The following is a 26,520-nucleotide window of genomic DNA, read 5'->3' on the forward strand; positions in this document are numbered from 1 at the left end:
CTTAGAACTTAACATTGAGGAAGCTTGCTACGCCCTGGTCCGGAGTCGGAATGATGCCAAAGCTGAAGCGGTTTGCGTCCGGGTTGCTGTCCCACTGAGTGCTGATGAAAGCATCTGCAAAGGACCAAAGGTGTGCTGCTGCGATTCCGAGGAATCCGTACCACCAATAACTTTTATCCTGAACGTAGAAGACAACTGTGCAAGCAATACTGCCGATTTCAAGAACGTCCATGAAGGTTGCCTTGGCAGTCTGCTTTGTTTTCCACTGATAATAGGACGGAATCAAAAGAGAGATATAAGCGCTACCCTGATCGCCATTGCGATAACGGTAGGAGCGGTCGATGTCTGCATCTTCCATACCTTCGGCGCGCTGACTGAGCCAATCTTCTTCGCTCACGCCAAGTCTGTTCCAAGGTTTCTGGAGATATTCAGTCGGACGAATGCCGAGTTCGACAAGCTTTGTCAACTTTTCGCGAGAAACGCCTTGTTCTTTGGCTTGCTGGTATTCCCACTGGGTGAGACCCATGTCTTCGTACTTAAAGCCTTCCCACTGGCCACCAACGGCCTGAGCTGTACCAATATTGGACTGGGAAAGTTCTGCGTTTGCTTGCGCAATGGAATCTGCGGTTGCAGCGTCCTGGAAATCGTCAGAAAAGAGGTCGTCTGACTGAGCAAACGCTAATGAGCCCGCGAACAATACAGCAGAAAGCATTTTGAACATTTTACTCATTTTGATCTCTTTCTTAAACGTTTAATGCCGGGGGAGGGAATCGAACCCTCACACTCTCGCGAGTACTGGATTTTGAGTCCAGCGCGTCTACCAATTTCACCACCCCGGCGGGGAGGTATCACAAATATAGAACATTTTTTGCGTTTTTTGTAGGTATAATGCGAAAAAACGCTTGTTTTATGCGTAAAAAACCGTAAAAAATTTTTTAGCTATACCGTTTGTAAACGTTTAGAGAGCTTGCTTTACAAGCATTGGCCTGAATTCAACGTTCAGCGGGGCTAGTTTCTTGGCTCCGTAATCCACTGCATTTTCCTTTGTATCAAATGGACCGGTGCGCACGATGTAAAGCACTTTGCCGCTTTCTAGAGTATTTTGCGTAATGGTGCAAGATATATTGCGCTTTTTCAGGTTATCTACGAGCAGGTCGGCGTTGGACTTGACGCCAAATGCGCCCAGTTGCAGCTGCCATGCGGATTTTTCTTCGACAGGCTTTGCTTCTGTTGGTTCTGTTTTGGGGGCGGCCGTTGCAACTTCTGTGGCCTTTGTTTCTGTTGCTTGTGGCTTAGATTCTGCTGTTTTAGGCTGTTCTGCTTTTGCGGCTTGTTCAGCCTTGACTTTGCGGGCTTCGCGAGCTTCGGGATTGCCGAGGTCCTTGCAGGCTTCGTTCAATTCTTCGCTGTGGGCGCGGTCTTGTACGGCGGCGCAGACTTTTTGCAGCACGGTGACCTGATGCGGCTGCGAAGTTTCGATGGCATGCACGAGAGATTCTGCGGCTTTGTTATAGCGGCCGAGGTACATCTGGAATTGTGCCTTGGTCATCATAAGATCGGCGTAAATGGCTTGCTGCGGGTTTGTCTTGTCTATGAGACTATCGAGGCGCTTGCCTGCTTTGCTGAAGTCAGCTGCGACACCCGTTTGCGAAAGGGCGAGGATGTTCCAAAGGTAACATTCGGTACGTAAGGAATCGGCCTGTGTTGGGCAGACTTGTTCGTATGCGGCAGCCGCTTCTTTCCAGTTGCCGTTGACATATGCTTTTTGTGCTGAAGCCAGTGTTTGTGCGGCTTGCGCGAAGGATGTTGTTGTAGCAAAAGCGCACAGTGCGCCTGTAATAACCAAATTTTGAATAAAATATTTAGCCATATTGCCCTCTATTTGCCCTCGAAAACAAAGATACAAATATTTCTACAAAAAGATATGACTGAAATTCTGTAACTCGTTGATATTCCGTAAGTTACGCGAGTGAACCGAGGGGTGGGGTTGGTGCTATACGAGCGTGCCGCGGAGAGTCCAGCCGCGGATATCGTCGATTTTTACCTGCACGTAATCGCCCGGCTTGATAATGCGGCTTTCTTCGGGCTTGAAGATGACCTTCTTGAAGTTGTCCGTTTTACCGACAAATTCAGTCTTGTCGCGGGTGGAGCTGGCTTCAACGAGGATTTCTTCGGTGCGACCGATCATCATCTGGTTACGTTTGAGCGTAATGGCGTTCTGGAGTTCCACGAGGCGCGTGTGGCGTGCGGATTTTTCTTCGGGCGTGAGAATTTCAGGCTCGTTGAACGATTCCGTGCCTTTGCGCGGGCTGTAGATGAACATGTAGGCGGTATCAAACTGGCATGCTTCAAATGCTTTGATAGTCTGTTCGAAATCTTCATCAGTTTCGCCCACGAATCCGCAGATGACGTCTGTTGAAATCGCGTAGTACGGGTCGTGGCTACGCAACTGTTCGATGACGGTCATGTACTGTTCCATGTTGTGCTGGCGGCGCATCTTCTTGAGGATGGCGTCGGAGCCGCTCTGGAGCGGGATGTGAGCGTAATGGCAAACTTTCGGGTTGTTCAAGAGAACGTCGATGAGTTCGTTCGTGTAGTGGCGCGGGTGCGGGCTTGTAAAGCGGATGCGCTTGATGCCGCCGATTTCGGAGACCTTCGTCAAAAGCGTGGCAAAGTCTTCGGTGGCGGTCTTGTAGGCGTTTACCGTCTGGCCGAGCAACATCACTTCGGTAATCCCCTTGTCGGCGGCTCTGCGGACTTCGGCAAGAATGTCGTCTGCTTCGCGGTATTTCTCGGGACCGCGGAGGTATGGCACGATGCAGTAGCTGCAACGCTTGTTGCAACCACGCTGGATGGCGACGAACGTGCTGAAGTTATTGCTCAACTTGGCGTAGTCGCCGAGGTAGTTTTCGTTGCGATCTTCGTCGATGAACATCTTGTGGTGCGTCTTGTGCAGCGGGCTCTGGGCATCGCCGAACAGCAGCTCCGGAATTTTGCGGTACTGGTCTGGGCCTACGATGTAGTTCACGTTCTTGAGGCGCTTGAGCAGTTCCGGGCCGCGGTTCTTGGCCATGCAGCCGCACACGACGACTTTCACGTCGGGATTCTTCTTGCGCAAGTACTTGAGCTTGCTGATGTTCACGATGGCGGTTTCCTCGGCCTTTTCGCGTACGCTGCAGGTGTTCACGATGATGATGTCGGCGTCTTCTTGGTTGTTTGTCTCGACGCAGCCGCACATGTCTAGCTGTTGAGCTATCATTGCGGAGTCGTATTCGTTCATCTGGCAGCCGTATGTGGCCAAGTGGTATTTCGTCATGCGGCCAAAGATAGTAAAAGCGTGCAAGGCGAGCGACGCGCGAGAAGTGCGGAAAACGCAAAAATCCCATAATCTCAATGGAAAGTTCTGAAAAGCCTTTGTGCCAAAATGATGTGAAAAAAATTGTAAAAGAAATTTTTTTGCATTGATTGTTTATTTTGAATTTTGTTATTTATGGCCATGGCAAATTTCTTTAGCAAATATTTTAGTGAAATCGCATTGATGGCTACAGCGGTGCTGTGGGCTGGCTGCGGTAATGTTGATAAAGATTCGAAAAATGAAAAGTCGGTAAGCAGCGCTTCGAATAGTTTCGGTGTATCTGAAATATCCAATTCTGTTGAATCGTCTGATTCTGCGGCGTTGCAGAATGTAACGGAAAAAGACGATTCTCTTGTGAGTGAAATTCTCAAAGATTCACTTGATGCGAACGCCCAAACAGTCGTATTGCTGGATTCCGCGAAACAGCTTGAAAAGCTGCGGACTATAGATAGCTTGATGAAGGCCTATTTCCCGATTGAATGGAATGATGTAGAAAAAAAGAAAGACGTATATCAATATGCTCTTATGATTTTTGCAAAAAATCGTGATTCGATTTTGAAAGCTAGATCAGATTTGGGCTCTGTTATGTGTCATTATGGTGTTATTGTAGATAGGTATAAACCACGTCCTCATCTTGGCTTTAAAGATGACTTTAAAGTTGGATTTAATGATGGTACTGGAAATTCTTCTGTAGATGGTAGGTCTATTCTTCAATCGTTATTGGGTATTTCGGATGTGTTTCCGTCTAAATGGTCTGTGAAAGTTCTTTATGAAAATATTGAATTCGCAGACAAACGAACTCCTAATCAAGATATGCTTTCTAGAATTAAACGTGTTATTCGACAAAGAACTCCCGGGTTAAGGCATTTATACGGAAAATTCCTTAAGAAAAATCCAGATAATTCATTTGAAGGTGAAATTACTTTGAAGTTAACGATTGCTGCGGATGGAACAGTAAAAAAATCTTCAATAAAGAAATCGACGACGGGCGTTAAAGAATTTGATGAAAATATAAGAATCGCTGTAAGTCGATGGACGTTCCCTAAGGTTAAATCAGGGACGATTGTTGTTTATGTTCCCATTCGTTTTTATGAATAAGCCTAGCCTTCGCACCGTCTAAATAAAAATTTGTATTTTCTAAGCATGAATAATATCGCAAAATCTCATTTGTTCTTGCTTGGCTTAGTTCTCCTGACAACGCTTTGGTCTGTTATTGGAGTTGAAGATACTTACCTCACGTGGATTCTTGAAGCGGCTCCCGCGATTGTCGGGCTGTTGGTCCTTGTATTTACCTACAAAAAGTTCAGGATGCCCACGTTTCTTTACGGGGTAATGGCGCTCCACATGGCGGTGCTTTTGGTGGGGGCGCATTATTCGTATGCGAATGTTCCGCTTGGATTCTGGATGCAGGATTGGTTCGGCTGGACACGAAACAACTACGATAAAATCGGGCATTTGATGCAGGGCGTTACTCCTGCACTTGTGATGATTGAACTTTTGCGCCGCACAACTCCAATCAAGACGACGGGCTGGACGGGCTTCTTGTCGGTGTGCGTGGCCGAGGCAATTTCTGCGCTTTATGAAATTATTGAGTGGCTGGCATCGCTCAGCAATCCGACGGATACGGAAGCATTCCTGGGAACGCAGGGCTACATTTGGGATACGCAAACGGATATGTTCATGTGTCTTATCGGGGCGACCATCGCGGTTATCATTCGCTTGTGGGTGCTGCGTTCGCAAACTACGAAAATTGCATTTTAGTAGCATATTTGGGCAAAAAAAACGCCCCTTGAACGTGTAAAATTGTCTTTCTACGCTGATTTTTCTGATTTGAATTTTGTTATTTATAAAGCATGGCGAAAAACTTCAGCAAATTTCTTGGCAAAGTGGCGCTCATGACTGCGGCTGCGTTGTGGGCTGGTTGTAACGATTCTGATAAAAAGTCGGATGTTTCTCAATCGCAAATTTTGGGAAATGCGGCGCAATCGGCGAATAGTTCTCTTTCTGCGGATACTTTGGTGTCTGAAAATGAGTTTGCGGAATCGTCTGCTTCGGATAGCGTTGCTGTGATAGAACCTGCCAAGGATTCCCTGTTGAAAAAGGTTGCTCGCGTTGCCAAGATGAAGCCTGAAATCGGTATGATTCGGGCTTTGTACGGTGTTATTGAAGAAAATATGGGGAGAGCGGTTGCTCTTTATGGAGTTCGGCCTCCGCGTGAGATTGTTTCTCCTGATGACCCTCGTGAAATTAGCCGGCCGCCTCGCTCTGTTCCTCGTTGCCTTGTCAAAGAATTGACGGAAGATGATGTTGTCGTAGGGAAGGATAACGACATTGATGTTAAATATTTTCTGAAAGCATTCCGTCAGCGTTCGCCGGCCATACGCCATATCTGCAATAAGAATCTTTATAAAAATGTAAAGTATAGCGCTAAACGTGCTAAGGAATTTGAAGGAGAGACTGTTTTTGAACTGAAGATTTCTCCGAGTGGAAACGTTGAAAATGTCGAGATTAAATCAACGAATGATCAGTTTAGCGAAGAAATCAGAAAATCAATAGCTCGTTGGGCGTTCCCGAAAACGCAAAGAGGCGGGACGTTTACATTCCCTGTTAATCTGTACGAAGTTATTCCTTCGGCTGCATCAAGTGCTTCTGAACAGCCTTTGTCGCTGACAGAATAATTTTGTATAATACAGAGTATGTCTAGGTTCTTTAGAAAAAAATTTCATAAAATTACGCTGTTGATCACGGCTGTATTTTGGGCTAATTGCGGTGCTGCTGAAGAAATGCAGGATACGACCGGTGTTTTGAATGATTCTAGCAAGTTAGAAACGTCTGATTCCACAAAAAAAGAAAAAATTTTAGAAGTCTCGGATTGGCTTGATTATGATTTAGTATGTTATTATGGTGTTAATGCGGATAATTATGAACTAGGGGATCCGTGGGATGGCCTTGAATATGCAGCTCGAGAATTAACCCAAATTTTAGATGATAAACAAAGATTGAAAAGGTAATGGAATTATCTAATCGATAAATTCTGCGAAATCCTTGATGTGGCCTGCGGTATAGCGCGGTTCTAGCGGGAGCAGATTTTCTGCTTTGCCGAAGCCTTCAAAAAGCGTGATGCAATCGATGCTTGCGTTCTTTGCTGCTAGAACATCGGGCGTGTCGTCGCCAATCATAATTGCTTTTTCGGGGACGATTCCTGTTTGGTGGAGAATCTCGAAAATCCCGGCGGGGCTTGGCTTGCGTTCGGGCGTGGTGTCTCCACAGAGGTATGTGGCGAACGAATTTTCAAGACCGAATTTTTCGAGAATTTTTTGTGCGGGTGCGACCGGCTTGTTTGTGAGCATCGCGGCGCATTTATTCCCGGCGCAGTATCCATTACCATTCGCGCAGTTTCCGTCACGTTTGATGTTTGCGATTCGTTGAACGAGTTCTATAACCCCTTCGTACGGTTCTGTATTTTCAGTACAATGTTCCCAATAGTATTCTGAATAAACTTTATGAATTTCTTTGATGCGTTCTTCGCTGTAGCCATTGCTGCTTAGCACGGCGGCGACTTTATCGATATCACGAATGTTTTCCATGCCGACATAATTAGCGGCTACCGCTCGACGTATGAGGTTCATGGAGCCGTTTCCGATGAAGATTTTTACATCTTCGTTGGGATGTGTTTTAAGCCCGAACTGCTTCATTGCGTAATTCACTGCGGGTGCCAAATCGCCAAGTGTGTTGAATAGCGTTCCGTCCAAATCGAAAATGAACAGTTCTTTTTTCGAAAGCAATGCTTTGAGTTCGTCGCGTGGAGTCATGGCGCCAAATTTAGAATTTTGTATATTCATTTTATGATGAAGTTCTTGATTATACCAATTCTCGTGTGCCCGTTGCTTATGGCGTGCGGGCCCTGCGCTTCTACGAATACTTGCGCTGAAGAATGGTATAAGGAAAGTCAGGATGAGTATAATAAGAAACATGCGATGTGCATTGATCAACCCAAGTACGATGAATGTGTCGATTATTATCGCACTGTACCGATATCTCCTGGTTTTTCTATTTCCAGTTATTGTTATGATCAATCGAAATATCGTTGTATAGATCGTAAATCATCTTCGTCTAGAAAGAAATGGTGACATTTTTGTATATTAACCAATATGAATTTCAAAAAGTTTTCTCTTGCACTTTTAGCTGCGTTTTTTGTGGCTCCCGTACTTGCTGACGATATTATCCGTTTCGTGCCGGATCCGTACCCGATTGGTTATGCGGACCAGGGCGATGTGCGTCATATCGTTATCAAGGGTGCCAATATTACGAATAAAGAAATAACCCTTGAAACCGTGATGGGTCAAGGTATTGGCATGTCGAATTTTAAGTATCCGACTAAGATTGCACCGAATGCTGCGGTGACAATTGAATTTGATATGGATTTTGCTGGCATGGATGGTCAAATCAATCCGGTTGTTGTGATGATTGACAATCAGGGCAAGTCGTATGCTGCTCAACTTGATGGCTATGTGAAAAATCCGATTTTCTTTGGCGAAAAGCTATTTGATACGGGGTACTACGCTCCGAATGAAAAGCGTGAATGGACGTTCTACGTGTGGGGAACCGACAAGAAAACTCGCCCAGACCTAACTCTTGATGAAAATGCTCAAAAGGAATTTAAGCTCAAGACCAAGAACGTGATGCTCAATGTTGATGATTTGGGTAAAATTAAGGAAGGGGGCAAGGTTCCTGGATTGAAGTTGACCCTTTCGACGAGTGGACTTTCCCGCACGGGGTGGGAACTCAAACAAAAGAGCATTCGCAAGATTGTCGGCTTTAAGAGCAAAAAATTCCCGAAGGCAACACCTGAAGTGCTTATCGTTGGTTATTGGAAGGACTAGCGCTGCCGGAATGGTCTAATTGTTGCTTTTTTCAAGAGTTTGCCTTGAAAAAATACCATGGTTTAACTAACTTTGGCATACTCTTGTAAGAGACCTCGGGATGTAGCTCAGCCTGGTAGAGCGCTTGAATGGGGTTCAAGAGGTCGCTGATTCGAATTCAGTCATCCCGACTAAAAAGACTCGTCATTGACGAGTCTTTTTCGCGTTAATGTCTGCGCGAATTACAGCCCGTGTTCGAGCGAATAATCCGAAATCTTGATGAGTGTATCGAGCGTGGCGTGCATTTTGGCGGTGCGTTCGGCTTCTGTTTTGGCGAGGTCGTGTTCCTGATGCATGTCGCCATCATCAAAGAGGTAAACTTCGTCATTGGAGTTTGTCTTTGAAACTACGCGGTATTTGTCGAGGCCGAGTGCAGAATAGCCCGAGTATGCTCCTAGCGAGAGCCCTGCGCGTTCCTTTTTGACAATCGTGCTGTCTGCATTCAGAGTGGTTTCTGTATTGCGCAGCAAGTTGTGTCCCATGAAAATATTCGGGACTGCAAATCCGGCGAGCTCGAGTATGGTGGGGGCGATATCGATTTGCGCGGCAGTTGTCGTGTCGTGAACCGGTTCAAGCCCTTTGCCGTGGATGATAAACGGAATCCAGCTGATGTTCGAAAATCCGCCGCCGTTCATGGTCGAAACTCCATTTTCGCCTAAGGGGAAACCGTGGTCTGCCATGATGATAACGTACGTGTTCTTGTACCATTCTTCGTTTTGAATGGAGCGGATGAAGTGCGCGAGTTGCCTGTCGGCATAGTTCATGGTGACGTTGATACGCTCTTGTAGGGGGCGTGCTTTTTGCTCATCGGTCATGCCTGCTGCAAAGTTGAACGGGTAATGGTTGGAGCGCGTCATGAGCGTGGCGAGGAACGGCTTGCCTGCTTTGGAGAGTGTGTCGCGCACATATTGAGAGGCATGTTCCATGAAGGTCGAATCATCTTCGCGCTCGCGGCTGTAATGTTCTGCAGTGTACCATTTGGCCATCCAGACACCAAGATTATCCCAGGCGGGGTCGGCTGCTGACATGTAGTGTGTGCTGTAGCCGTTGTTTGTCAGTACGGATACAAAACTGGGGAGCGTGACATGTGCAAGGTCGGTTGCTTGCGAAAGTCTAGAATGGTGCGGGATGCCTAAGTGTGTCGAAAGAACGCCGCCTGTTGTCGGGACTCCGCTTGTATGCATGCGCATCCACACGTGAGAGTTGGCGGCAATTGAATCGAGGAATGGTGTAGGCGAGGGTTGGATTTGTGGATTCATGTAGCCCGTGTTAAGTCCTCGATGCGATTCCATAAGCACTAAAATGAAGTTGGGGTTCATTTTGCGCTGGGCGGCGAGTTTTTCGCTATTCTGGAGCTCTGCGCTTGGTACTCGGTAAAGCGGAAGTCCATGGCCTTCTTTATCATCTGAGAATTTCCAGAGATTATCGCCTTCGACGCGTTGCCACAGATTTTGGTAAGCGGTGCGGTAAGAGGCTAGTTCTTGTTCGGAAAGCCCTGCTGCACTTTTTGCAACGAATAGATCGTTATAGACTAGCGAAACTACCGGACGGAGTTTTGCCATGCGAGCGTTCCCGGTCCAGATAAAATAAACAAATAGGTAAGAGGCTATGTAAAAGATGACCATTGCAATGACGGACTTTTTCATGCGGAATCCGTCTGGCGTGCGGTAATGCTTGCTCAACAGTTTGTATAAGCCGTAGGTCAACGGGAGCATCAGTACGAGCACAACGAATTGCATATAAGGGATAGACAAGTCGTTTGCCACGTAGTCATAGAACATGGCAATTGATGATGTGTCCTTGTAGGTGTCCACAAGGCCGAAGCTCAGGTGCCCGCCCAAGAATCGCTGGACTTCGTTGTCTAAAAGCGTAAAAAGTAAGATGACGCTATGGAAAATGGTGTAGGCAATCGTCGTGATTTTCGTGACTTTAGGGATTGCAGATGCCTCGCATCTCGAACTTGCGATTTTTGCGGCAATTCCGCCGAGCAGCATAAACACCACAAGCGCATTGCAAATCCACATAAAGTCGATGCAGACAGCGTGGAAAATAAACCAGTCCGGCTTAGATACAAACGGGAATCCGTAAGGATTGCTACGGAAGAGTAGCATTACGCGGAGCAGAATGTGCGTAACCCAAAAGGCGAGCGAAATTAAAACCAAGTTCTTGGATGGCTCAAAGAACTTGGCTATTTTCTGTATAAAATTTTTCATTTTTTAAGTCCGGTAATTTCTTTGTACAAAGCGAGTTGGCGTTTGAAACAATCGTTCCAACTGAATTTCTCGGCGTACTTTCGTGCTTTTGCTTTTTTGTCGGTGAGGTCTGAATTGTAGAGCTCGACAATCGCATCGGCTAAGGCTTCGGGCGTGCGTTCCTTGAGGATTGTTCCTGCGCCTGATTCCGTGACATGTTCGAATGCGGCCCCGGCGGCAGCGCCGACAAGAGCGTTCCCGCTAGCCATGCTTTCGAGGATGGAAAGTCCGAACGTTTCCCAGCCGGAGAGCGCAAGTCCCATATCAACGCTTGCGTAATAGCGGGCCATTTCATCGATGGAGTTTACGAATCCAATGTAGCTCACGTGCTTGTATTTTTCGGCAGCAGCTTGAACGAGCGGGAGGCTTGGGCCTGTGCCTGCAAAGACTATTGAAGGCTCGTGTCCGAGCTTTTGTGTTAGAATGTCGTATGCGCCAAGAACAAGGTCTATGCCTTTTTCGTTGCAATGCCTGTGCGGGAAAAATATCGTGAGTCGGTTGGGCTCGCCGTCCTTAAGTTTTGCAACAAGCGCTTCGTCACGTCTGCTGGGCGAAAATGTATCGATATCGCAACCGAGCGGAATCCAACGTGGGTTGGGGAGGCCGTTCTTTTTGAGGCGCGCCATGGCTTCTTTTGATGAAGCTTGTACGCAGTCGAAATCTTTAAATTCTTGCTTCGCGTACCAGAATGCAATTTTGCGGAAGAACGTTCCCGTGCCTGCGCCAAATTTTTTTGCAATGGGTCTGCCTACATAGGTTACCGGAAAATCGGCATGCCAAAAACTGAATAGCGCTGCGTTGGGAACAACTTTTTTTGCAATATTGCGGACAACGGATGGCAAAATATATGGAGAACCGACTTCAATTGCATCGGGCTTGTATTTTTCAAGAATCGGGCGGATTTGACTGCCCTTCCACATAAAGCGGTATTCCCAATTGCCTGGGAACCGGAATGCTTCCACATGCTCGATGATCAGCCCTTCGCTTCGCGTTTCTGTGTACGTGCTTGAAGAGGGCATGACAAATACCGAACGGACTTCGCTTTGCTTTTCGTAAAAAGCCATTTTCTGCAAATGGTAACGACGGACTCCGCCTCCTGACGGACTCCAGAAGTTGTTGAAATCAACGATGGTAAACATTAAGCTTCTTTCATGCGGCTAGATTGTGGGTCAATCAAAATCTTGTCTTCGTAAATGCGGCTTGTACCCAGTCTCTTCGAATCGACCGAGAGGCTCAATGCGCCATCCTTTTCGACGAGCCAATAGATGGCGTCGGAATCGCGGAGGTAAGCGCGCGGCCCCAAAAGACCCATGTTAGAATCGATGAGTTCACCACCGAGGAAAATGGGAATGTCGAGGGCCTTGTACAAGTCGAGCATGATGGACGAACGCTTTTCGTGAATGTCCGGAAGTTCCGGACGATCGGTAATCTTCAAGTGGTCAATCCCATCAATCACGAGAATCAAATCGGGATGGTCCTTGAGTTCCGGCTGTAGCGTTTTGAGAAGATCGTTAAAGTCGAGCGAAGGCATGTCGTCCCAAATCTCGAGACGATTGTTACGCACATAGCCCATCAAGTCGCGTGTCGCATCCGTAATCTTCTGGTTGATTTCGTTGTCTGCATTCTGCTTGCGAACCGTGAGAATGGATTCGCCAATAAGCATGGAAACAAGCCTGTCGAAAATTTGACGGCGCGGTGTTTCGTAGGCAACGTAAATGATTTTAAGGTTCGGATTGCTCTCGATGAGGTCGAGCGTGATGCTCGAAAGTAAAAATGTCTTGAGGCCGAACGGTTGCGACGATACAAAGAAACAGCCCGACTGCACACCGTCGATTTCCTTGGTGAGTTTGGGGAACGTGCTGAGCTTGTAGCCCACGCTTTGGTCCGGCGGGCATGCCATCGCGTTATCGAAGTTTTCCTTGATGTCCTGCAACAGCATCGAGCGGCGGTGGGAGTGGATTGTATCGACTTCGGTTTTAGCAATGAGATCGAGGAGCTGGTCTGCTCCGTTCTTGCGTACGAATGTATCGACCGTCTCGTCTTTCGGGAGGATGATGGACTTGAGGCTCATGTGCATTTGTTCGGCGAGCTTCAAGTACTTTTGAATCTTGAGTTCCTGATTGCGGCGGTCTTCTTCGCGGCGTAACAATACCGTGAACGATTCAGCACCACAGGCTTTTAACTTGTACAGGTGGTTGATGTTCAATTCCTGGAACATCGTAGAGACAACGCCTGGAATACCGGCGAGGTCGGCGGTGAGGGCGTCAAAGAACCCTTGTACAATAATCGGGTTGCTGCTATCGGCTTGAATGTTGAACGGAATTACGGTCGGACCGGATGCATAAGTGATGTATGTATGGCTCTTCTCGTTATCGTCGATGAGCCTTCCGTAAACGGAGTGGATGAACCCCTTGGAGTTTCGGGCCGGAATTGTAATTCTCGGTTCGTGGTATGCATCAAGGTTGTCGAGGTAAAAACTGATCTGGTGGCGTTCGATGCCCGAAAGCATGCAGTAGCTGATGAACGGTTCTGGGTCACCGCTGTAGTAGCCGAGACCGTAAAGCTGAGCTTGACCAATGCTCCAACCGCGTGCTTCCAAGAATTTTGCCGAAGACGGGCTCTTGCAGGCAGCCCAGTGGCAATAACGAACAAAACATTCTAGGACTTTAGACTTTTCGCCGCCAACTTCCTTGACCCACGGATGTTCGCTATCTTGGCTGTTTGCCAAGTCCTTGTCGAGCGATCCGAGAAAGTCATAGGCTTCGGAACGAGCTGACTGTTCGTCGAGACCGTTAAAACGGCTCTTCATGAGAAAATCGACCAAGTCTCCTTCTGCACCGCATTGGAGACAGCGGTAGCGCCAGTAACCTAGCGCATCATAGAAGAATAGAGAGGTCTCTTCGGGGGAGTGGAATGGGCAGCAGGCTATAAGGTTACGGCCCCAACGGCTCAGGGGAATACCCAGTTGTCTTGGGTGTGCTTTCGTTCTCATATAATCTGCATGTTCCTGGTCAATCAGCATGGTCGCCTCCTATAGAGAAATCTAATAAAGTCCGCACCCGCAAATGCGTTTTTTTTGAAAAAAAAGCATTTTTATCTATTTTTTTGTCATGGTTATTCTAGGTATCGACCCGGGCTCCATTACGACCGGATATGCTTTCTTGAAAAAAACGGGCAATCAAATTCAAGTCCTTGAGTATGGCACGTTTCATGCAAACGCCACAAAGAGTCTTGAAGACAGGCTTGTGCATATTATTTCGGAGCTGGAAGAGCGTTTGGACCATTATCATCCGGATGCTTTGGCGATGGAAGGCGTGTTTTTTGCCAAAAATGTGAAAAGCGCTCTTGTGCTTGGGCATATCCGTGGGGCGATACTTGTGGCGTGCCACCGTCGCGGGATGACGTATGACGAATACCCACCGCGTGTCGTGAAACAGGCTGTTACAGGTGATGGGGCTGCCTCGAAGGAACATGTGGCGAACATGGTCTTTGCTCGCCTCGGGATTGTTGCTTCTGAACTACCGCTCGATGCTACTGATGCGCTTGCCATTGCGTGGACCCATGCGAATCCGGCCTCTCCGGTGCAGTCGCTTGTTACGAAAAAGAAGACTGCTAAAAAGAAAAAGGCGACGGTGCAGCAATGGAAGGATTTGATTGAAAAGATGGGAGGGACTATTCAATGACGGATATGTCTCAGTTATTGCCGTATGGCCTTGGAACGCCCGATTTGGTCGAGTTCCAGCCGGGGTATTTTGTTGACCGGGAAATTGTTGGCGATTTGCAGCTGCTTGCGCAAGAGGCTGCCGCGAACGGCTTTGAACTGCGCCTTGAGTCGGCGTATCGTTCGTTCGAAAAGCAACTTTCGATTTGGAACCGCAAGGCACGAGGTGAACTTAAGCTCTTGAATGAAAACGGCGAGCCGATGGAACACCCGAAAGATGAAGAAGAACTGATGTATGCGATTCTCACTTGGTCTGCTCTTCCGGGGGCGAGCCGTCACCATTTGGGGACGGACATCGACGTAGTCGATGGAGCTGCGTGCCCGGAGGGCTACGAGGTCCAGCTCACGCCCGCGGAATGTGAAGGCATGTTTGCAAAATTCCATGCGTTCTTGACGGCGCGCATGGAGGCGGGTGAATCGTTCGGCTTTAGCCGTGTGTTTGTTCCTGGTCGCGGAAAAATCAAGCCCGAGGGGTGGCATATTGCGCATCTGCCGACATCGCGCAAACGCTTGGAGCACTTTTCGCTCGATGTGCTGCGCAACATTTATGAACGCTCGGATATGGAATGTAAACGCGCTGTACTGGCGAATCTCCCGCAGCTTGCTGAGGAATACATCTATCCTTACTTTGTGTAGAATGCATTACGTCATACTGAGCCCAAAGGGCGAAGTATCCAGTTAAATTTTACAGTTTACTAGTTCTATGAATTTTACTCCTGAATCTCGCGGTATAATCTGGTTGAAATCTTCTATCTATGGCCGTTCGGTGCTGGGTGCTCCGCTTTTGTATTTCCCATGCAAACGAGAATGTAAATTGCTCGTCATAGCCGGGATTCACGGTGAAGAACCGGAAACAACGTTTCTCTTGAGCCGAGTATTACGGGCTTTTGAAGACAACTTTGATTCCATTGCATTTATTCTGAGTGCCAATCCTGATGGCATGGTCCTTGGAACGCGCGGAAATGTACACGGAGTGGACTTGAACCGCAATTTCAAGACGCAGAACTTTTCAACAGAAATGGTCGCTTCACGTTCAATTTTGGAAGCTCCGCGAGACACACTTTTGTCGCCGGGGGCTGTAGCCGGGAGCGAACCGGAGACTCAGGCTCTTGTTGAGTTGGTTGAAAAACTGAAACCTGCAAGTGTTATTTCGATGCATGCTCCGATGGCTTGCGTCGATGCTCCACAAAAGACTGCGCTTGTCGAAGGCTTGATGGATACGTTTAACTTGCCTTGGTTGCCAGACATTGGGTACAAGACGCCGGGGAGCTTTGGTACGTGGTGTGGTGAGCGCGGACTGGAATGTGTGACGTTGGAACTCCCGCGCATGTCGTTGGAGCATTTGTTTGACCGCTATGGTCGTGCGTTTGCGGAATTTCTGGAATGCCAGGGGACGCACTAATCCACTATAGCCTATAAAAAGGAAATGCCCGCTTTTCGGCGGGCTTTTTGCTTGAAATTTAACTGGATCCTTCGTTTGTGCTGCGCACTTCGCTCCGGATGACGTTGTTTTATCGACTACTTCTTTGAGGCCTTAGCTTCTTCGATGATTTGCTTGCGGGTTGCAAGGCCAACGCCGAAGCCGATGAGCATGTAGCTTGCTCCAAGGAGAAGCAAGTATTCAAGAATGTACGGCACCTTTTCGTTGTAGAAGAGGATTCCGGCAACGTAGGTGAGCAAAATCAGAACAATCTGGAAAATGTTGAAAGCCTTGTTCTTGCGCGGCTGGAGCTTCGGGAGGAACAACGGACTCACCATTAAGAATCCTGTTGCAACGAATACGATAACCGGAAGCCAGAAGAGGAATGTGCTCGGATCGGCAAAAACACCCTTGGTCTTGAGGAAAACGATAAGCACGGCGTTGATCATACCGGCAAATGTAGAAGGAAGTCCGGAGAAGTGGTGGTGGTAGGTGTCGGAGTCGCATGCGTTGTACTTGGCAAGGCGCATGGCAGCACAGAGCACGTAAACGGAGAGAGCGACTACCATCAGAAGGCCGTGGTTCTGGAACCATTCCGGTGCATAAATCTTGTAAGTGAAGAAGAAGCAGAATGCCGGGGCAAGGCCGAAAGCAATCAAGTCAGCGAGGCTGTCGAACTGGGCTCCGAATTCGGAACTGGCGTTCACGAGTCGGGCTGCAAAACCGTCAAGCTTGTCAAAAAGCGCGCACAACATGACAAAATATGCACCCATGCGGATTTGGTCTGCCGTACTAAAAGAACTGAACGCTCCTGTTGTCCAACAAATGGAAAACACACCCAACAAAAAGTTCAGGCTTGTGAAAGTATTTGGCAAAACAAAACGTAATTTTCCCACGATATACTCCTTGAATTGGTGTGCAAAAAATAAATTTTTTTGAGAGAAAAGGAACTTTTTTATTGATTATCCGGCTGTTCGACGGGTACAATTTCCCAAAGAGCGCTCACTCCGGCGGCCACAATCAGGTTATTGGGGGGCGCATACGGGTTTTCTTCCGTGGGGAAGTTCGTCCAGTGCTTGGTAGAGAACTGGTAGTAGGTCGATGGCCTGTACATGAGGGGAATGAGGGGGACCGTTTGCATAAATAGCTTGTTGAGTTCACGGTAGGTTTCTACGAGCGAATCTTCGGCTGTAATGGTCGGTATTTGCATCACGAGATTGTTTATTTCGGCGTTCTGGAATCGTCCCGGGTTTGCAAATGTTTCTTCGCCAACCGGTTTATAGTTAGCTGTGCTTAGCATTTGGTAGAATCTGTGCCAGGGATTTGCAACAGAGTGTTCCGTGGGCGGAGTCTTAAGGGATAGGTCGAATGTCCCTCGGCGGATGTTCGTGTCCCATATTCCATAATCGATAATTTTTGCTTCGGCGGTAATGCCGATTTCTGCGAACGATTCGGTTAAGACGTTGATTGCATCGATCCAGTCGGTCCAACCTTGCGGGCACTCGATCGAAATTGTGCGGACAGGCTTTTTCTTTTTGTCGAGAAGTTTGCCTTCTTCGTTCCATGAGTATCCGGCTTCCGCAAGAATCTCACGGGCCTTATCCGTGTTATAACTATACCCGTAGGTTTCGATATCTTCTTTGTTGAAATACTTTTTCTCGGTGCCAAAGGGCAAAATGAACCCGGGCTGTATGGCGGGGGTATAGTTCGAAAATGCTTTGGCTTTGATTTTTTCAAAGTCGATGGAATGGGCGAGGGCGCGCCTAAAGGCTACGTTGTTGAACGGTTCCTTGGTAGTCGCAATGATGAGAGCTGTTAGGGTTGAGGGGAGTTGGTAGGGTTCCTCGCGGCTCCAGGCTCGGATGCTGTCCTTTGACTTTTCCCAAATTCTGGGTAGAAAAATCGAAGAGACATCAAGGTTCCCGCGAATCATTGCGCTATTGAAGTTGTCGTTCTTGTCGTAAATGGGGTGGATGATGTACTTGGGGGCGGGCTTCCTTTTGCCATAATGATTTTGGCGCCAGTAGTTTTCGACACGTTCAAGAACAATTTGGTCGGGGGTGTAAGTCTTGAGGGTGTACGGCCCCGAAGCGATCGGGTGAGAATCGTTTGTGAATTTGAGAATCTTCTCCATGCTGTATGTTTTTCCGCTTTTGGCGGATTTGATCAGCGGTTCGAAGACGGACTTCGGGAGAATAGATGTCTCGGCGATGGCGTTCAAGGCCATGAGCGGGTTTTTGTTGTCAGACAAAAGAAACGTGATATGGTTATCGCCGTCGTCCGTAATGCTTTTGAAGTGCTTCCAGTTGTTATGGTGTGCCGTCGGGAGCAGTGAATCTATCCTGAATGAGTAAATGACATCGTCAGGAGTGACTGGTTCTCCGTTGTTCCACTTGGCTCGTGAATCTAAATGAACGGTAATGCTCGAATCCGTCTGGGTGAATCCATCGGCTAGCATCGGGTCCAGATTCTCGGTAAGCTGGTTAAACGTGAGGAGCGACTCGTACATGAGTCTTATGTTGCCATCAGTCGGGAAGTTCGGGTCGGGATCGAGCGGATTGAACGTGGTGGGTGGAGCCCAGTCGAACCCTCCGATGTACAAAGTCTCGTTTCTCGGAAATTCAGAAACCTTTTCTTTGGGCGTCTTTGATGCATCGTCCTTGCAGCCTGCGACCATGAACGCAACCGCTATGGAGAGGTAGCAAAAGGGGGCGATTTTTTTGAAATGGACGCTCATTTAGTTCCTGTAAAACTTGATGCGCAAAATGTAGTGAGATTTTGCGAATATGACCACTAAAATTTAATTTACCAACACCCTTACAGTAGTTTATTGAATCAAATTGATGCCAAATTAAAGCGGAAACGCATAAAGTACCCGTTTAGGCGATGCACTAAACAAAGTATGGTTCAAAATAAGCGGGGTTCCTGCACCGCCAGGGGTGTTAAATGTTTTGACAACTTTCCCGTTCTTGATCGAAATGGCTATGATTTCGTTGCCTTGATCTATCCATGCTTTTCCGTCGTAAATGAACGGCTTTGAAAATGTGGATTTTTTCCCTTGGTATTTCCAGAGCGGGGTACCGATGCTTGAATAAAGGAAAATAGACTGGTCCGAAAGCGAAATGATGATTTTGTCTTCACCTTGGTCTTTGAACACTTGCATTGAAACAATTGGATTTTCCATGAGCACTTGCGTTGGACTGAATTCCTTGCGCTTCGTGTTTTGCAAGAAAAGTTTGTTGGTGCTGGAAACAAGTACAAGCGTTGAATCAATACCTTCCATTGCCGTGATGTTGACTTGAACTTTGTATGTCGATTTTTCTATGGTAAGTCCATTATCGTCATTTATGCGCATTAGTTCGCCATCGAGGTTGCAAAGTTGCAAGAATTTGTTCATTTTGACAACGTGGAACGGCATCGAATAGACTTTGCGCGACCAGACAAGGCTATTGTTTACTCGTGAAATCTTCAGCAAAAATCCATTCCAAGTGGAGGCGTAAATGTAGTCCCCGGAAATTGTAAAGCTAAACGCCTTGCCGGGCAGTTGTAACGGCTTGTTGAACGTTTCCTTGTTCATGTCGTAAATGTTCATCTGGTAGCCGGTCGATATCACAATTGTATTTTCGTCGGACTGGATGACGGGCGCATTGCCGATTTTGCCGATATATTTGCTCCAGCGTTGCTTGCCGTTTTCGGCATTGATGCAGATGATCTGTTCGGTGGCGGGGTCTACCATGTAAAGGTTCTTTTTGGAACCCAGCAATTGCGGATATATGGTCTTTGGAGAAATGTTCAGCTGGCTTGCATAGTTTGCTCCGATAACCTTGCTGTAGTATTTCAAAACAATGCGTGCAATTTGTGGACTTCCGGTAGAAAGTCTCACGGCTTCGGCCCATGCTTTTTGGCGGTCTTTTTCGGGCGCATCTTTTATTTCTAGGTTAAACGCTTTGAGGAAGTGTGCTTCGGCGTTGCCGGGCTCGTTCTCGATAATCGATTCGAGATAGGGCGGAATTTTATCCCATTTTTTTTGCTTTGCCAAATGAACAGCTTGAGAAGCTAACTTGCTCGAATACAAAGGACGTTGCCCGTAATAGTGGGCGTCGATGGCAAAAATTTTCCGGTTGCTGAAGGGAACGTAAATATAGCGCCTTTTAATGATGGGGTGCGTCATGGGGGGCTTTGCGAAGTTGAATCCCCATAGCGGGCGGAGTAACGTGTCGACGGTGATGACTGAGCCTTCGTTCGAAAATAGTCCGAGAGTTCCCCGTGCTAGCGTGTACATGTTCGATGCGTTTGCCCGAACGGTTGAAAGAACAGTGCCCGAGGCTTGGTCGTACAAGGTGATTTTCCCGGAAGCTTCAAGTGTGACAATGTTGTTTTCGAAAGCCTGGATGCTTTCTACGTTTCCGACTTCGACTCTCCAGAGCGTTTTTTGAGGGTCTTGCAAACTGTAGCAGAATAGCGCATTTCCTGAAATCAAGTAGATGTAGTCTTTATAGATAAAGACTTTCTGGATTATGTCGTATTGCGCAATGGTGAATGTTTCTGTCGCTGAACTTGCCGAAATAAAATGTAACGCGTTATCGGTGCAGTTAATGATAAAGTTGTCGTTGATGAACTGGTTGTTTTGCAACTGGCAAGAGGAATAGTCGGTATTATTCTTGATGATGGTTCCCTTGCGGTCAAGAATGTAAAAGCCTTTATCGGCGATGGCGATGGCGTTCCCGTTTATGGCGGTGAACTGGTTTATATTTTTTACGGCATAAGAAATTTCTTGATTGGGCGAATTATGCGGCTTGAAAAAGAGCGAGTCGCGAGTGGCATTCTGGTACCACATTCCATCGGAATCAATTTGCAATAAGTGGCTTGATTCGTCTAGCTTTGATGCTATTTCTACGACTTTTCCGTTTTCGATTTTAGCAATGTGTCCGTTTTCGAAAAGAATGTTGGCGTTTTTGCCATCGAAGAATTTGCGGATGGGGCTTTTGAGTGTAATGATTTTTTGCAAAAGCCTTTCTGGAGAATAAGTTGTTGCCGCGTCACGCCCAGCGAGCCAGTAAGCCTTGCTGGTGGTTTGGGTAAAAGCTTGGCTGCGCCCATAATAGTGATTTGCCTGGGCCTTGTTATTTGCCAAGTCGTAAATCTTTCCGAGGTAAAAGAATGCCGATTCCTTGTCGTCATCATCACCCTGGCGCGAAATCTTTTCAAGCAATCGGATTGCTTCGCCTGCTTCGCCTTTCATTTCAAAGAGGTAGATGGCTTCTTGGAGTTGCGAAGCCATCTTGCCTGCAAATGCTTGGCCAGAAAACAGCGAACAGAGGACGAGGATTGTAAGAATCCACGCCTTGTATGCGTTGCTTCTGTTGAACCAAGAATTAAGCATCGAACTTGTAGCCTGCTCCACGGATTGAAAGGATGATTTTCGGATTTGCCTGATCGTCTTCGAGTTTGCGCCTCAAGTTTACGATATGATTGTCGATAGTTCTTGTCGAAGGCATGTTGTCGGGAGTGTACCCCCAGAGGTCTTGCAATAAGTCTTCGCGCAAAATGACTTCGCCGCGGCGCTGCCAGAAGTACTTGAGAATCTGGAATTCTCTTGTGGAAAGTTCAAGCGGTACACCGCCCTTTGTGGCAACGAACTTCTTGAAATCCATGTGGATGTCGGCAAAATCAATGACGTCCACCGATGAAAGCTGCTTGGCCGGAGCTTTCTGGAGATCGATGCGGCGGAGAAATGCCTTTACACGAGCCAAAAGTTCAAGAATCGAGAACGGCTTTGTCACGTAGTCATCGGCGCCCATGTCGAGGCCTGCAACCTTGCTGGTCTCTTCGGTCTTTGCCGTGAGCATGATGATTATGCATTCCGGATGTTTCTTGCGGATGAAACGGCAGACTTCAAAGCCGCTCTTCTTGGGTAACATCACATCTAGCAAAATCAAGTGCGGCTGGAACGAGTCCGTCTTGGCGATAGCTTCTTCGCCATCGCATGCCGTTTCGACTTCGTAGTTTTCGAGCTCGAAGTTATCCTGGAGCCCAAGCCGGATGATTTCTTCGTCTTCAACAATAAGGATTCTGTGTTGTTGCATAATCATTCTGCCTTTTTGAATCGTACGGTAAATGTGGAGCCCTTGCCGGGTTTGCTAGTGAGCGAAATGGTAGCCTTGTGCGATTCCGCTACGCGCTTGACAATAGCAAGGCCAAGTCCGGAGCCTTTGGTGCTGCGAGTCATTTCGTCACCAACTCTATAAAAATCATTAAATATATTTTTTTGTTCCGAAGTGGGAATACCTATACCGGTATCTGCAACGGAGAAAACGACTCTGTCTTCATCGGGGGCTACCGTTATAGTAATATCGCCAGGGGCGTTTGTATATTTAATTGCATTCTCGATAAGGTTTTGCACCAAGCTGTATAGGGCTGTGTAATCGCCAATGACATATAAACTGGGTTCTATCTTGGTATTGAACAAAAGCCCTTTTTCGACACCGATATCTTCGACGTTATCAAATACCTTTTGCACGCAAGCCGAGAAATCGAGCTTTTCCCAATGGAATCCGCCCTTGCCATGTTCCATGCGTGTGTAGTTCAAGATGGCGCCTATCAAGTTCTCGAGGCGTGTTGCCTCCTTGCCGATGAGTCCCGAGTATTCCTGCACTTTTTCGACTTTTTGCACGCGTCCGCGGGCCATCATTTCAGCAAACATCTTGATGGAGGTGAGCGGTGTTTTCAGTTCGTGCGAAACGCTCGAAAGGAAGTTTGCCTTCATGGCCAAGAGCTTGTGTTCTTGCGTGAGGAATCTGAACATCACGATAGATCCGAGAAGAACCGTAATGAGCGAGAACGACAGAAGTCCATACATGAGGAACATGCGTTTGCGCGTGTCTTTCTTGATTTCGCTCAAGCCTTTTTCGTACAAGGTTAAGTTCCAGGAAATGACTTTGTCTAGCATGACTTGCGTCATGATGGCGGAACTGTCCGAAACATGCCCAAGGATAAGAGTCTTGTCGCTTCCTTCGGTGATGGAATAGGGGATGCCCTTCCAGCCTTGTGCCGAAGTCTTGATCTTGGAACGCATGCGCTCGCGGTATTCGTCGATGTTCACCTTGGCAAGCACGACCTGGTCTCCGGAGAGGATGGGGTAGCTCATCTTGATGAATGTCGACTTGTTGTTGCTCATGATATCGATGCCGCTTTTGGACGTCGATTCCTTGTTCAAAAGCGCTTGGACAATTTCTTTGTTGTTAAAGAATATGTCCATGTAGCCGAGCTGGCGGTTGAAGTTCTCTCGCAAGTTCCAAAAAGCTTCGCGCTTTTCTTGGCTCAGGTTTTCGAAGGAGAGAATTTGTGTGAATGTCGTTTCGAAGAAAAATTTAGCCGAGGGCAGGTTTTCGATGTTCTTACTCTGCAAGAACTGGTTCAAAACGGCGAGTGTGTAATCTTCGGCTTCTTTGTGCTTCTTTTGTGCAACGAGAATCTCGAAGTGCAACAGGTTGACCGAGCGTGTGAGGTCCGAATGGAGGTAACCCTGTTGGTGCGGATGTTCTTCGAGAATGTTGAGGAGCCGGAGTGCTTCTTCGTAGTCCTTGGTCTTGTAGGCGATGCGTACAAGTCCAAGGATATTCTGAATCTGGTCGTCCTTGGATTCAAACGAGAATCTCAGCTGGCGAGCCGAACGCGAGAGGCTGGCCGGCTGAGGCATGGCCGATGTGACCTCCTCGCGGAAAATCATTTTCTCGAATGGGCTTGCGAGGCTGTTCGAGTAGTCCGAAGTCTTTGAAAAGTGCTTGGACGAAATGTCGGGGTAAATCAGTGTTCCGTTGTTGTACAGGAACATCGCCTCGATACCGTTCACGGTCTTGAACTGCGTGGCGTTGCCAAAGTCAAGCAGGCTATGCGGCTGTTCGTAAAGATACAGCGAAGCGGACTTGACTTCCTGGAATATCTTGCTCTGTTCTTTGCTGACGGTCGATTCGCACTGCTCGCGGAACGTTGCCGTACTTTCGTTATAGTTCTTCTGCGCGAGGTATGCTTCGTTCTGAATGTTTCTTACACTCAAAAACGAGAGGATTGCTGTCGGTAAGACAATACCTCCCGCAAAAAAGGAAAGAAAGAGTAGATTGCTACGAGAAATCCGCATTGGAAGCCCACTTCCTTAGAATGGAATATGCGCTGACAATTCAGGATAATTGAGTATAAGGACACTTCCGGCCATAAAAATGGCCAGAACCGAAATAGCAATTCCAATGATTATCAGTAAGTTCTTTGTCACTGGACCAAGTTTGCTTGATGTGTTACGGAGACTTTGTGTCCAATTTCAATGCGGCGGCTGTTCGAATAGATTTCGCGAACGAGAACCGTGGATTCGTTGTCGGAAGCTCTTGCAATCACGCCACGTCCAAGGAGTCTTGGCGGAAGGCCTGCATCGGTTTTGTCTTCGGCCCAAATGGCAATGGCATCACCAGTGTTATAGCCTTGCTTTGCACCCTTGTCTACCAAGATATAGGCGTAAGAGCCGATAATGAGCATCGGGTCCATCGTGTAACGGATCATTGCCATTTCTTCAATCTTTGCTTCGGGAACGGGGGTATAGCTGGACACGTTCAAAATATTGAGTGGCTGTTTCAGACGGGCCTTGGAATGGTCTATCTTGATTTCCCTGAAGCTCTGGACAATCTTTGCTCTAGAGAGCGTATCGCCCACGGCGGTAATCTTGGCGTAGCCCGAAAGTCTGACCAGTGCAAAGTTGTCATAGCTCTTGCTATTGTTGGTCGGCACTTCAATGGCGCGTGCATCGAGAATTTCGATCAAGTCGCCTTTTTTGACGTTTGCGTCCGTCTTGCGGCCAATGCCCACAACGACTTCGGATTCAGGAATATGGATAATCGGTACTTTCTTTTCGCCGGATTGGATAGAGAAGTAGCGCTTGTCCTTCTTGATGGAATCGAGCGTGTAGATTTCGGGAGCGAGAATCTGGTAATAGCCGTTGAAAATCTTTGGTTCAGGGCGCTTCTGGTAGAAATAGGCGTCAGCAGCCTTTTTCTTCTTTTGCTTCTTGTCCTTGTCGCGGAGATTTCCAAGCATGTTTTCGAAATCGCCATTGCGGGCGTCTCGTTCATCGCAGCCTACGGCCTTGATGTTTTTCGGCAAGTTGGAATCGGCGATGGCCGCTTCGCACGGTTTTGTCTTCGGGAGGCGGTAACCGTCGTCTTTAATGCCTTCACCTAAATAGATGGAGTCACCTGGATAAATCCAGTGCGGGTCTTCAATGTGTCTGTTATTTTCCCAAAGGTCCGGCCAGGCGAACGGATTGTTTAAAAATTCGCCACTGATGTCCCAAAGGGTATCGCCTTTTTTTACCACATAGGCAGATGCAATTAGAGCCGAAAGACCAAGGCAGATCGAAGCGCATTTTAGAAATCGCATACACTTTTCCCTAAGCAAATAATTATTCTAATATTAATTTAATCTTTTCTTTGCTTAAAAGTGGGCGTTTTTTGCACAAAATGAGGAATATCTGACATTTTCGAGCGCTGTAAACTCTCTTTTGGGCGCTGAATATTGCGAGAACGGTGTGCAAGGGCTGGGTTTTGGCCTAAAATGCCTACTCGATCCGGGACGAACAAGAAGAGAATTTCGAAGTTGCCACGACCGGGTTCCAAGTAGAACGGAATGCTCTTGCGGAGCATATACCCCTCATTTCTGAACGATTTGATGGCCTTGGAGGCGTTTTCCAGGTTCCCAGTTTGCAGGAGAATTCTTTCGGGCCTAGATGCTGCGAGCGTGAGTATGGTTTCCGAAGTGATGACATCATTGGAGTTCATATTTATATAGAACGTCCAACGGCCTTCGGCGTTATCGCTTTTGGAGAAGAACTTGGAAATGAAGTTTGCGTCCAGATGGCTGCGGTGGAAACGCATGTTCTGCGTTGCAAGATTTCGAATGTTCAACTTCGAAGACTGCATGGCGGATTCGCGGCAATCGAGCGCTTCGACTTGCTTAAAGCAAGGGGCAAGGCTTGCTGATACGTAAGAAGAACCGGAGCAGAATTCAAAGAATCTATCTTCGCGGTTTGGATGGATGGCGTCCTTGATACGGACGGGGAGGTTGAGCCAAGCGTCCTTGATGCGCGGGGTCCAGTCCAAAACGTGCATGCAGAAACCTGTGCTTGCAATGGGCATAAAGTTGCTGCCAAAGGCGCATTTCGCCTCGATTTTCATGCCTTGAGCATCGGCAGGGTCAAAAAGACGGTCGGGGAGGCACTGGATCTGGTGGCAGCTGATGACTTCGGGGCAGCTGCGTTCAAGGAAGTCGATGAACGTTTTGTAGCCATGTGCCGATATTCTTCCCTTGACATTTACTTGTACGAGAAGGGCGAAACGTCCGTCGCCTGTGGCGCGGAACCAAATTTGGCGCAAAGCCTTTTTAAAGATGCGCAAATGTTCCTTGTGGAGCTGTTCCATGACGCGGTTTACAAGCTCTATGGGCTTCATATCGCGGGACGGGGCTTCAACGACTATATTTTCTTGTGCTCCGTGGTATTCCTTGATGATTCTCCAGTCGGATTTTTCAGGTGTGGCTTCGGCAGTAAACCATGCCTGAAGTTTTCCTGGAATGCGGTCGTTTTCCATCCAGGCCGAAACTTGAGCCTTGATGTCTTCGAACGAAAGAATCTTGCGGACAACAGGCTTGTCAGACTTTGCCTGCTTTGTTTCGAGTTCGTTATCCTTGCGGATATCAGTTTTTCTGGAGGCGTGGAATTTGCCTCCGATGAGAGGCTTGCCTATTCTATTGCCTTCGGTACGGCGGGGAAAACGATTGTTTTGTTTGTACATCTTTCAAATCGTGTTAAT

22 protein-coding genes and 2 tRNA genes are annotated in these 26,520 nt (G+C 47.5%); 9 read left to right on the forward strand and 15 right to left on the reverse strand.

The genetic code is table 11. The annotated features are described in order from the left end of the window. Position 1: 1 nt before the first annotated feature. The 4 genes from BUA34_RS00735 to miaB form a co-directional block, all read right to left on the reverse strand. Complete coding sequence (locus BUA34_RS00735; protein WP_072826840.1) at positions 2–730, reverse strand: hypothetical protein; 729 nt, start codon at positions 728–730, stop codon at positions 2–4. A gap of 25 nt (positions 731–755) precedes the next feature. After that, positions 756–839, reverse strand: a tRNA-Leu gene (locus tag BUA34_RS00740). A gap of 119 nt (positions 840–958) precedes the next feature. After that, the gene (locus BUA34_RS00745; RefSeq protein ID WP_072826841.1) at positions 959–1,870 is read right to left on the reverse strand and encodes an SPOR domain-containing protein; all 912 of its coding nucleotides are present in this window, start codon (positions 1,868–1,870) and stop codon (positions 959–961) included. A 123-nt stretch (positions 1,871–1,993) separates the two neighbouring features. Beyond that, complete coding sequence (miaB, locus tag BUA34_RS00750; protein ID WP_072827167.1) at positions 1,994–3,316, reverse strand: tRNA (N6-isopentenyl adenosine(37)-C2)-methylthiotransferase MiaB; 1,323 nt, start codon at positions 3,314–3,316, stop codon at positions 1,994–1,996. A 180-nt stretch (positions 3,317–3,496) separates the two neighbouring features. Between miaB and BUA34_RS00755 the strand changes: the two genes are divergently transcribed. From BUA34_RS00755 to BUA34_RS00770, 4 genes are all read left to right on the forward strand, one after another. Continuing rightward, a complete protein-coding gene (locus BUA34_RS00755) occupies positions 3,497–4,453 on the forward strand; it encodes an AgmX/PglI C-terminal domain-containing protein (RefSeq protein WP_175545399.1) in 957 nt (318 codons plus the stop codon). 45 nt (positions 4,454–4,498) lie between these two features. Further along, on the forward strand, positions 4,499–5,116 hold the full coding sequence (locus BUA34_RS00760; RefSeq protein ID WP_072826843.1) for a DUF2238 domain-containing protein: 618 nt from the start codon (positions 4,499–4,501) through the stop codon (positions 5,114–5,116). Between the two features lie 92 nt (positions 5,117–5,208). Beyond that, positions 5,209–6,033: a hypothetical protein gene (locus tag BUA34_RS00765; protein ID WP_072826844.1), complete on the forward strand. Its 825-nt coding sequence runs from the start codon at positions 5,209–5,211 to the stop codon at positions 6,031–6,033. Positions 6,034–6,051: 18 nt separating this feature from the next. Continuing rightward, positions 6,052–6,366 (forward strand): hypothetical protein, encoded by a 315-nt coding sequence (locus BUA34_RS00770; RefSeq protein ID WP_072826845.1) that lies wholly within the window; start codon positions 6,052–6,054, stop codon positions 6,364–6,366. A 9-nt stretch (positions 6,367–6,375) separates the two neighbouring features. Here BUA34_RS00770 and BUA34_RS00775 read toward each other — a convergent pair whose 3' ends face one another. Then, entirely contained in the window at positions 6,376–7,167 is a 792-nt protein-coding gene (locus BUA34_RS00775; protein WP_072826846.1) for an HAD family hydrolase, read from the reverse strand. 339 nt (positions 7,168–7,506) lie between these two features. On the opposite strand from BUA34_RS00775, the gene BUA34_RS00780 reads away from it, so the two are divergent. Further along, positions 7,507–8,238 carry a hypothetical protein gene (locus BUA34_RS00780; RefSeq protein WP_072826847.1) on the forward strand — a complete coding sequence of 244 codons (732 nt, stop codon included), beginning with the start codon at positions 7,507–7,509 and terminating at the stop codon, positions 8,236–8,238. 96 nt (positions 8,239–8,334) lie between these two features. Beyond that, positions 8,335–8,408, forward strand: a tRNA-Pro gene (locus BUA34_RS00785). Positions 8,409–8,459: 51 nt separating this feature from the next. Here BUA34_RS00785 and BUA34_RS00790 read toward each other — a convergent pair. Genes BUA34_RS00790 through BUA34_RS00800 form a run of 3 tightly spaced genes read right to left on the reverse strand, consistent with a single transcriptional unit; the run spans position 8,460 to position 13,551 of the window. Then, positions 8,460–10,490, reverse strand: a complete 2,031-nt coding sequence (locus BUA34_RS00790) for an LTA synthase family protein (RefSeq protein ID WP_072826848.1) — start codon at positions 10,488–10,490, stop codon at positions 8,460–8,462. Further along, positions 10,487–11,668: a glycosyltransferase gene (locus BUA34_RS00795; RefSeq protein WP_072826849.1), complete on the reverse strand. Its 1,182-nt coding sequence runs from the start codon at positions 11,666–11,668 to the stop codon at positions 10,487–10,489. Before BUA34_RS00795 ends, BUA34_RS00790 begins: the two co-directional genes overlap by 4 nt. After that, on the reverse strand, positions 11,668–13,551 hold the full coding sequence (locus BUA34_RS00800; protein WP_072826850.1) for a CHC2 zinc finger domain-containing protein: 1,884 nt from the start codon (positions 13,549–13,551) through the stop codon (positions 11,668–11,670). Before BUA34_RS00800 ends, BUA34_RS00795 begins: the two co-directional genes overlap by 1 nt. 88 nt (positions 13,552–13,639) lie before the next feature. Here BUA34_RS00800 and ruvC point away from each other — a divergent pair, with 88 nt between their 5' ends. From ruvC to mpaA, 3 genes are all read left to right on the forward strand, one after another. After that, positions 13,640–14,212, forward strand: coding sequence for a crossover junction endodeoxyribonuclease RuvC (gene ruvC, locus BUA34_RS00805; RefSeq protein ID WP_072826851.1), 573 nt, complete (start codon positions 13,640–13,642; stop codon positions 14,210–14,212). Then, positions 14,209–14,886: a M15 family metallopeptidase gene (locus BUA34_RS00810; RefSeq protein WP_072826852.1), complete on the forward strand. Its 678-nt coding sequence runs from the start codon at positions 14,209–14,211 to the stop codon at positions 14,884–14,886. The genes ruvC and BUA34_RS00810 overlap by 4 nt, the downstream gene beginning before the upstream one ends. Positions 14,887–14,953: 67 nt before the next feature. After that, positions 14,954–15,652 (forward strand): murein tripeptide amidase MpaA, encoded by a 699-nt coding sequence (mpaA, locus tag BUA34_RS00815; RefSeq protein ID WP_072826853.1) that lies wholly within the window; start codon positions 14,954–14,956, stop codon positions 15,650–15,652. Positions 15,653–15,768: 116 nt separating this feature from the next. Here the strand turns inward: mpaA and BUA34_RS00820 are convergent, their stop codons facing one another. The 7 genes from BUA34_RS00820 to BUA34_RS00850 all read right to left on the reverse strand — a co-directional run bounded on the left by BUA34_RS00820 (position 15,769) and on the right by BUA34_RS00850 (position 26,502). Beyond that, the gene (locus BUA34_RS00820) at positions 15,769–16,566 is read right to left on the reverse strand and encodes a CDP-alcohol phosphatidyltransferase family protein (RefSeq protein ID WP_072826854.1); all 798 of its coding nucleotides are present in this window, start codon (positions 16,564–16,566) and stop codon (positions 15,769–15,771) included. A gap of 59 nt (positions 16,567–16,625) precedes the next feature. Beyond that, positions 16,626–18,407: an ABC transporter substrate-binding protein gene (locus tag BUA34_RS00825; RefSeq protein WP_072826855.1), complete on the reverse strand. Its 1,782-nt coding sequence runs from the start codon at positions 18,405–18,407 to the stop codon at positions 16,626–16,628. Between the two features lie 114 nt (positions 18,408–18,521). Continuing rightward, positions 18,522–21,053, reverse strand: coding sequence for a hypothetical protein (locus BUA34_RS00830; protein WP_072826856.1), 2,532 nt, complete (start codon positions 21,051–21,053; stop codon positions 18,522–18,524). After that, on the reverse strand, positions 21,046–21,762 hold the full coding sequence (locus tag BUA34_RS00835) for a response regulator transcription factor (RefSeq protein ID WP_254794259.1): 717 nt from the start codon (positions 21,760–21,762) through the stop codon (positions 21,046–21,048). Before BUA34_RS00835 ends, BUA34_RS00830 begins: the two co-directional genes overlap by 8 nt. Next, the gene (locus tag BUA34_RS00840) at positions 21,759–23,726 is read right to left on the reverse strand and encodes a sensor histidine kinase (protein WP_254794260.1); all 1,968 of its coding nucleotides are present in this window, start codon (positions 23,724–23,726) and stop codon (positions 21,759–21,761) included. The genes BUA34_RS00835 and BUA34_RS00840 overlap by 4 nt, the downstream gene beginning before the upstream one ends. A gap of 209 nt (positions 23,727–23,935) precedes the next feature. Beyond that, entirely contained in the window at positions 23,936–25,093 is a 1,158-nt protein-coding gene (locus BUA34_RS00845) for a LysM peptidoglycan-binding domain-containing protein (RefSeq protein ID WP_072826858.1), read from the reverse strand. A gap of 38 nt (positions 25,094–25,131) precedes the next feature. Continuing rightward, a complete protein-coding gene (locus tag BUA34_RS00850) occupies positions 25,132–26,502 on the reverse strand; it encodes a hypothetical protein (RefSeq protein ID WP_072826859.1) in 1,371 nt (456 codons plus the stop codon). Positions 26,503–26,520 lie beyond the last annotated feature (18 nt).

It is taken from the genome of Fibrobacter sp. UWB12, from assembly GCF_900142485.1.
GTDB lineage: Bacteria > Fibrobacterota > Fibrobacteria > Fibrobacterales > Fibrobacteraceae > Fibrobacter.

Bases quoted from the DNA above. Each gene is read 5' to 3' on its own strand.
- BUA34_RS00735 (WP_072826840.1), bottom strand. From the start codon at position 730: ATGAGTAAAATGTTCAAAATGCTTTCTGCTGTATTGTTCGCGGGCTCA.
- BUA34_RS00745 (WP_072826841.1), bottom strand. From the start codon at position 1,870: ATGGCTAAATATTTTATTCAAAATTTGGTTATTACAGGCGCACTGTGC.
- miaB (WP_072827167.1), bottom strand. From the start codon at position 3,316: ATGACGAAATACCACTTGGCCACATACGGCTGCCAGATGAACGAATAC.
- BUA34_RS00755 (WP_175545399.1), top strand. From the start codon at position 3,497: ATGGCAAATTTCTTTAGCAAATATTTTAGTGAAATCGCATTGATGGCT.
- BUA34_RS00760 (WP_072826843.1), top strand. From the start codon at position 4,499: ATGAATAATATCGCAAAATCTCATTTGTTCTTGCTTGGCTTAGTTCTC.
- BUA34_RS00765 (WP_072826844.1), top strand. From the start codon at position 5,209: ATGGCGAAAAACTTCAGCAAATTTCTTGGCAAAGTGGCGCTCATGACT.
- BUA34_RS00770 (WP_072826845.1), top strand. From the start codon at position 6,052: ATGTCTAGGTTCTTTAGAAAAAAATTTCATAAAATTACGCTGTTGATC.
- BUA34_RS00775 (WP_072826846.1), bottom strand. From the start codon at position 7,167: ATGACTCCACGCGACGAACTCAAAGCATTGCTTTCGAAAAAAGAACTG.
- BUA34_RS00780 (WP_072826847.1), top strand. From the start codon at position 7,507: ATGAATTTCAAAAAGTTTTCTCTTGCACTTTTAGCTGCGTTTTTTGTG.
- BUA34_RS00790 (WP_072826848.1), bottom strand. From the start codon at position 10,490: ATGAAAAATTTTATACAGAAAATAGCCAAGTTCTTTGAGCCATCCAAG.
- BUA34_RS00795 (WP_072826849.1), bottom strand. From the start codon at position 11,668: ATGTTTACCATCGTTGATTTCAACAACTTCTGGAGTCCGTCAGGAGGC.
- BUA34_RS00800 (WP_072826850.1), bottom strand. From the start codon at position 13,551: ATGCTGATTGACCAGGAACATGCAGATTATATGAGAACGAAAGCACAC.
- ruvC (WP_072826851.1), top strand. From the start codon at position 13,640: ATGGTTATTCTAGGTATCGACCCGGGCTCCATTACGACCGGATATGCT.
- BUA34_RS00810 (WP_072826852.1), top strand. From the start codon at position 14,209: ATGACGGATATGTCTCAGTTATTGCCGTATGGCCTTGGAACGCCCGAT.
- mpaA (WP_072826853.1), top strand. From the start codon at position 14,954: ATGAATTTTACTCCTGAATCTCGCGGTATAATCTGGTTGAAATCTTCT.
- BUA34_RS00825 (WP_072826855.1), bottom strand. From the start codon at position 18,407: ATGAGCGTCCATTTCAAAAAAATCGCCCCCTTTTGCTACCTCTCCATA.
- BUA34_RS00830 (WP_072826856.1), bottom strand. From the start codon at position 21,053: ATGCTTAATTCTTGGTTCAACAGAAGCAACGCATACAAGGCGTGGATT.
- BUA34_RS00835 (WP_254794259.1), bottom strand. From the start codon at position 21,762: ATGATTATGCAACAACACAGAATCCTTATTGTTGAAGACGAAGAAATC.
- BUA34_RS00845 (WP_072826858.1), bottom strand. From the start codon at position 25,093: ATGCGATTTCTAAAATGCGCTTCGATCTGCCTTGGTCTTTCGGCTCTA.
- BUA34_RS00850 (WP_072826859.1), bottom strand. From the start codon at position 26,502: ATGTACAAACAAAACAATCGTTTTCCCCGCCGTACCGAAGGCAATAGA.